Annotated in this window: 5 protein-coding genes; 2 read left to right on the top strand and 3 right to left on the bottom strand. The window is 70.2% G+C overall.

Translation table 11 applies throughout. The features are described 5' to 3' along the window. Together D7X32_RS42825 and D7X32_RS42820 are read left to right on the top strand one after the other, a co-directional pair. A partial coding sequence (locus tag D7X32_RS42825) for an ankyrin repeat domain-containing protein (protein ID WP_439329051.1) occupies positions 1-666 on the top strand: 666 nt, incomplete at its 5' end. 267 nt (positions 667-933) lie between these two features. Continuing rightward, positions 934-2,676: a glycosyl hydrolase family 18 protein gene (locus tag D7X32_RS42820; RefSeq protein WP_341868175.1), complete on the top strand. Its 1,743-nt coding sequence runs from the start codon at positions 934-936 to the stop codon at positions 2,674-2,676. Here D7X32_RS42820 and kdd read toward each other — a convergent pair. The 3 genes from kdd to D7X32_RS47340 are packed head-to-tail and all read right to left on the bottom strand — an operon-like array spanning position 2,673 to position 5,625. Continuing rightward, positions 2,673-3,704, bottom strand: a complete 1,032-nt coding sequence (kdd, locus tag D7X32_RS42815) for an L-erythro-3,5-diaminohexanoate dehydrogenase (RefSeq protein ID WP_120608248.1) — start codon at positions 3,702-3,704, stop codon at positions 2,673-2,675. The two genes, D7X32_RS42820 and kdd, sit on opposite strands and share 4 nt — an antisense overlap. A gap of 15 nt (positions 3,705-3,719) precedes the next feature. Further along, entirely contained in the window at positions 3,720-4,727 is a 1,008-nt protein-coding gene (locus D7X32_RS42810; protein WP_120608247.1) for an alpha/beta hydrolase, read from the bottom strand. 37 nt (positions 4,728-4,764) lie between these two features. Beyond that, on the bottom strand, positions 4,765-5,625 hold the full coding sequence (locus D7X32_RS47340; protein ID WP_439329052.1) for a uracil-DNA glycosylase: 861 nt from the start codon (positions 5,623-5,625) through the stop codon (positions 4,765-4,767). Positions 5,626-5,628 lie beyond the last annotated feature (3 nt).

Genomic DNA, 5,628 nt, shown 5'->3' with positions numbered 1-5,628 from the left:
CCCCCGGCCGTCCCTGCCCAGGCACGGCCGGGGGCCCCTGGAGACGCCCTCATGGTTCGCAAGCTGCTGCTCGGTTCGCTGGGTCTGGTGCTGCTGGTGTGCACGGTGCTGACCGCCGCGTGGATGTCCCTGCGCGCCCCCGCGACGCCCACCGGGCGGCTGCTCGCCACCAGCGATGCGGAGCGCTACCTGCTCGCCGCCGCGCGCGAGGGCGAGACGGACATCGTCGAAGGACTGGTCAAGGCCGGCACGCCCGTGGAGGCCCGCGACTCACGAGGCTTCTCCCCCCTCATCCTCGCCGCCTACCACGGCCACACGCGGACGGTGCAGGCGCTGCTCGCCGCCGGGGCGGATGCCTGCGCCGGAGACAGCCGCGGCAACACCGCCCTCATGGGCGCCGCCTTCAAGGGCTACGCGGACGTGGTGAAGCTCCTGAGCGCCCAGCCCTGCGCGGTGGACCAGACCAACCGCCTGGGCCAGACAGCCCTCATGTTCGCCGTCCTCTTCGGCCGCACGGAGGTCGCCGACCAGCTGCGCCACCAGGGCGCCTCCCCCGCGCTGCGCGATGCCAGCGGCCGCTCCGCGAATGACTGGGCCCAGACCCAGGCCCCCGCCGCTCCCGTCTCGCCTGCTGTCACGACGGACTCCACCGCCCAGGTGCGCTGAGGCCCGACACCTGGCGGCGCACCCGCGCCTGCCGGCAGCCCCCCGTACCAGCCGTTCTCAGAGGGGCGGCTTCCCATCCACTGAGGTTCTGTGATTCCCTAGTGGAATGGGATTAGTCGGTTTAATACACGAATTCCAATTCATACAAAAATACCGCACTTTTCCAGCTAGACTTGACTCGCACCGGGGGTCTGGCCGCATAACATCCCGCATCCTTCCAGGAGTGCAGGGATGAACAGCCATCGGGCAATACCAGTGCGTGGGTGGGTGGGGTTGGCCCTCGCGGTGATGTTGAGCGGTTGCGATTTCGGCGGAGGGCCGGACAAACAGCCCGCGCCGCTTACGCCCCCTGAAGCGCCAAAGCAGGTCGTCGCGCAGGCCGGAGACGCCTCCGCGCTGGTGACGTGGACGGTGCCGCCCGCGGATGGCGGCAGCCCCCTGCTCTACTACGTGGTGCGCTGCGTTCCGGAGTGCGGCGGCGCGCTGGTGAAGGTGCCCGACACGCAGGCCATGGTGCTGGGGCTGAACAACGGCTTCACCTACGTCTTCAAGGTCTCCGCGGTGAACGCGATGGGCGAGGGCCAGGCCTCCGTGGAGACGGACCTGGTGACGCCGCTGGCGGGGATGAGCATCCCGAACCCCTCGGTGCCGGGACAGCCGCGCTCGGTGGTATCCACCGCGGGCAACGGCCAGGCGTACGTCAGCTGGCTGGCGCCCGCGAGCTACGGTGGCCGGCCGCTGTCGTACTTCAAGGTCATGACGGAGCCGGGCGGCCGCGTGCAGCGGGTGGACGCGCCGGCGTCGGGCACGCTCATCGAACAGCTCGACAACGGGACGGCGTACTCCTTCACCATCTGCGCGGCGAACGAGGTGGGCGAAGGCCCGTGCTCGCGCCCGACCGCCGCGGTGACGCCGCGTCCGGGCGGCGCTCCCTCGAACTGGGTGATGGGCTACTGGGTGGGCTACCAGCGCGACCTGTACCCGGTGGACTCGGTGGACATGTCGCTGCTCACGCACGTGGTGGTGGGCCGCATCCGCCCGCGCATCGACGGCACGCTCTACACCGACTTCGACGTGGACGCCGTGGAGGGCCCCAAGATGGCCCGCGCCCTGGCGGTGCGGGCGCACGAGGCCGGCAAGAAGGCGCTGCTGATGCTGGGAGGCATGGGCGAGTACGACGGCTTCAAGAGCGCGACGGAGACGCTGGAGAAGCGCCGCAACTTCGTGCGCAACATCATCAACACGATGCACGAGCTGCAGTTCGACGGCGTGGACGTGGACTGGGAGCCCATCCTCCTGCCGCAGGACAGCGCGCCGCTGCTGGCGCTGCTGGACGACCTGCGCGCCGCGGACGAGAACATCATCATCACGGTGCCCGTGGGCTGGGTGAACTCCAACTTCGCGCTGGGCAAGGTGGACGCGGAGTTCCACCGGCAGCTCGCCGCCCGCGTCGACCAGATGAACGTGATGGCCTACAAGATGAGCGGCCACTGGGGGCAGTGGGAGAGCTGGCACTCCAGCGCGCTCTTCGGTGAGAGCCCCGGACACCCCAGCTCCGTCGCCAGCTCCGTGGAGGCGTTCCTGAAGGCGGGCGTGCCCCCGCAGCGCATGGGCGTGGGCGTGGGCTTCTTCGGCACCTGCTGGAAGGGCATCACCGAGCCGGGCACCCCGCTGGACGGGCGCGACGGCATCAGCGAGGAGCAGAGCGACAACGCGATGAGCTACGCCAACATCCAGGCCCTCTACTACAAGCCGGAGGCGTACCGCTGGGACGACGTCGCCAAGGCGCCCTACCTCTCCTTCCCCACGGCGTACGGCCCGCAGGCCTGCAACTACATCTCCTACGAGGACGTCGCGTCCGTGTCGGAGAAGGGCCGCTGGGCGCGGGAGAAGGGCCTGGGCGGCAGCATCATCTGGACCATCAACCAGGGCCACATGCCCAGGACCCTGGTGGGCGGCACCAAGGATCCGCTGATGCAGGCCGTGCACACGGCCTTCCTCAAGCCCTAGACGTAGCGGGCTTCGAAGAGCTGGCGCAGCGAAGGTTCGGTGCGCAAGAGCTCCAGCGTGAGGGCGGCGTGGCCGGGCACGTACCCATTGCCCACGAGCATGGTGACGTCCTTGCCCACGCCCTCCGCGCCCAGGGCCGCCGTGGTGAAGCTGGTGGCCATGGAGAAGAAGATGACCGTGCCGCCGTCCTTCACGGACAAGAGCGACGCCATCTCCGTGTTGCCCACGCTGGCGCAGTTGACGACCAGGTCGCAGAGCTGACCGCCCGTCGCCTTCCGCACCGCCTCCATCACGTCCACGCCCTGGGTGGCGTCCACCTTCAGGGCCTCGTCGCACAGGCCGATGGCGGACAGCGCGTCCAGCGCCTTCTGGGAGATGTCCAGCGCCAGCAGCTTGCCGCGGCTCTCCAGGCTGCGGCGGGCCTGCGCGAGGCACAGCGCGCCGCTCTTGCCGGCGCCCAGCACCGCCACCGTCATGCCCGGGCGCACGTAGCGCGCGACCAGCGCGGGCGCGCCGCACACGTCCAGCGCCGCCAGCGACAGCGTGTCCGGCATGTCCTCCGGGAGCTTCGCGTAGATGCCGCTCGCGAAGAGCAGCGCGTGGCCGCGGATGTCCACGCGGTCGATGTCCGCGTGCACCGCCTTCACCTCTTCGATGACGAGCGGCGTGAGCGTCAGGCTCACCAGCGTGGCGATGCGGTCCCCGGGCTTGAGCACGCCGTTGGCGGGGTGCTTCGCGCCCAGCTCCTTCACGCGGCCGATGAGCATCCCGCCCGAACCGGTGACGGGGTTCTGCATCTTGCCGCGCTCGCGCACGATGTCCTGGATGCGCCCGGCGATGCGCGCGGGGTCGCCGCCCACGTCGTCCTTGATCTGCTTGAAGGACGCGGCGTCGATGTTGAGGCTCTCCACGTCGATGAGCAGCTCCGCCTCGCGGCACGGCAGCGAGGGGTCCAGCTTGCGCGCGCGCTGCGGCAGCACGCCCTTCTCACCCACGACGCGCGACAATCCGTACGAATCCGTTCCCATGACCTTCCCCCTTCTTCAGTCCGCCGCCAGCAGCGGCACCAGCACCGACAGCGACCGCTCGAAGCGGTACGACACGCCCGAGTGCCCGTCCTCGAACTCCTCGTGCACCACGGTCACGCCACCGGCCTTCAGGTCGTCCGCCACCATGCGCGTGCCCCAGCGCAGGTTGAACTCGTCGCGGGTGCCGGCGTCCAGGTAGACCGTCTTCAGCTTGCGGAAGGCGTCCAGGAACTTGGGCACGAAGCGCACGGGGTCGTGCACCAGCCACCGGTTCCACACGTCCAGGCGCAGCTTCGCGTTGTGCTGCTCGAAGGGCAGCTCCAGGTTGAGCGGCTCGCCCTTCTTGGGTGAGTACGCCGCCGCCATGGCCAGGATGTTGATGACCGGGAAGTCGTCGCCGCGCACCTTGGTGTCACGCGCGCGCTGGCGCAGCTCCGTCACCCACGTCTCCACGCCGCCGGCCTTCATCAGCGCGGTGGCCGCCTTGGGCAGGTCCGGCATGTACGAGTATTCGAAGTAGGAATCCGGCGCGTGCGCGCCCACCAGGGAGAAGACCTCCGGGTGGTAGCGGCCCATCACCAGCGCGCCGTAGCCGCCGGAGCTGTGGCCCACCACCGCGCGCGACGCGGCCTTGGGCAGCGTGCGGAAGGTGCGGTCCACGAAGCCGACGATGTCCTTGACCAGGTAGTCGCGGTAGCGGCCGATGGCGTCGCTGTTCACCCACTGGCTGCCGCCCAGCTTCGTCCACGCGTCCGGGAAGACGGCGATGACGGGCGGGAGGGTGCCCGCTTCGATGAGCGCGTCCAGGCGCTCCGGTACGGAGGGCGAGAAGCCGGACGCGTTGGTCCACGAGCCCGCGCCGTTGCCGAAGGCGTGCAGGAAGTAGACGACCGGGTAGCGCTGCGTGCCTTCCGCGTAGCCCGGCGGCAGGTACACGGTGAGCCGGCGGCGGGCCGGGTCTCCCAGCGGGTTGTTCTCCAGCGAGGGGGATTGCACTTCGCGCGTCTCGAGCACGCCCTTCATCGGTGCCTCTCCTGGTCGTCGCGGTGCGCCGCGCGGTCTATGCGCTGGAGCCCGGGTGCTTGCCGAACAGCTTCATCACCTGCTGCAGGTCCTCCCACGCCTTGCGCTTCTCCGCGCTGTTGCGCAGGAGGTACGCGGGGTGGAAGGTGGGCATGAGCTGGATGCCCTCGTATTCGCGCCACTGCCCGCGCATGCGGGTGATGGGGGTGGTGTCCCGCAGGAGCGTCTGCGCCGCGAACTTGCCCAGCGCGACGATGACCTTCGGCTGGATCGCGAGCAGCTGCGAGCGCAGGAAGGGCTCGCACGCGGCGATCTCATCCGGCTCCGGGTTGCGGTTGCCGGGCGGGCGGCACTTCACGACGTTGGCGATGTAGACGTCGTTCCGGGTGAAGCCCATGGCGCCAATCATCTTGGTGAGCAGGTCGCCCGCGGCGCCCACGAAGGGCACGCCCTGGATGTCCTCGTTCTCACCGGGGCCCTCGCCCACGAACACCAGGTCCGCGCGCGGGTTGCCGGAGCCGAACACGATGTTCTTGCGGCCCGTGCACAGCTTGCAGCGGCGGCAGTCGCCCAGCTCGCGGCGGACCTGATCCAGCGTGGGGCGCTCACCCTCCACGACGCCGGGCAGCGCACCGTTGTAGCGGGGCGCGGATCTGGGCACGTCCAACAACATCCCCGGGCTCGGAGCGGGCGCGGCGCGGGGGGCCGGAGCGTCGGAGGACAGGGGGCGCGACGCGGCCATGGGCGCTCGCGGCGGCGCGGCGGGAGGCGGCGTGGCGGCGGCCAGCGGACGGGCAGCACCGATTGGCTGCTTCATCGCGGCGTGCAGGGTGTCGCGCGAGGGGGACTCCACGGGCGCCCGGGGAGGCCTGGCTCTTATACACATCTCCGAGCCCACGAG

The organism is Corallococcus carmarthensis (genome assembly GCF_003611695.1).
Taxonomy (GTDB): domain Bacteria; phylum Myxococcota; class Myxococcia; order Myxococcales; family Myxococcaceae; genus Corallococcus; species Corallococcus carmarthensis.
The sequence above is the reverse complement of the archived record's forward strand: the minus strand, read 5'-3'. Positions and strand labels throughout refer to the sequence as shown.